Origin of the sequence: Streptomyces ossamyceticus, assembly GCF_001418475.1 — a bacterium.
Lineage (GTDB): Bacteria > Actinomycetota > Actinomycetes > Streptomycetales > Streptomycetaceae > Streptomyces > Streptomyces ossamyceticus.
On record NZ_LIQX01000915.1, the window covers coordinates 1 to 300 of the forward strand.

Genomic DNA, 300 nt, shown 5'->3' on the forward strand with positions numbered 1-300 from the left:
GCCGTTGTCGCCGACGACGGCGTACTGGACGCGGTCCCCGTGGACGACGGCGGCGACTGAACCCCCCTTGATGCCGTGCTTGCGGTAGTCCCACACGGAGCTCGGGGCGGGGAGGACGATGAACGGCAGACCCGCGGCGCTGAGGTAGCGCCTGTCGGACTGCTGGTAGGAGGTCGTGGGCTGGAACCAGGGGTCGGTGGTCCGGTTGCAGCGCGCGCTCGGGCGGCCGTCGCAGTCGATGTCCATGTCGGCCTTCCAGAACACCGCCCCGTCGACACCGCACACCGGGATGTCGGCGGG

The 300-nt window shown here is 71.0% G+C and carries 1 protein-coding gene; it reads right to left on the bottom strand.

What is annotated here, in order from left to right; translation table 11 throughout:
• On the bottom strand, positions 1-300 hold a 300-nt coding region (locus AOK15_RS40485; protein ID WP_240508826.1), incomplete at both ends, for a glycoside hydrolase family 75 protein.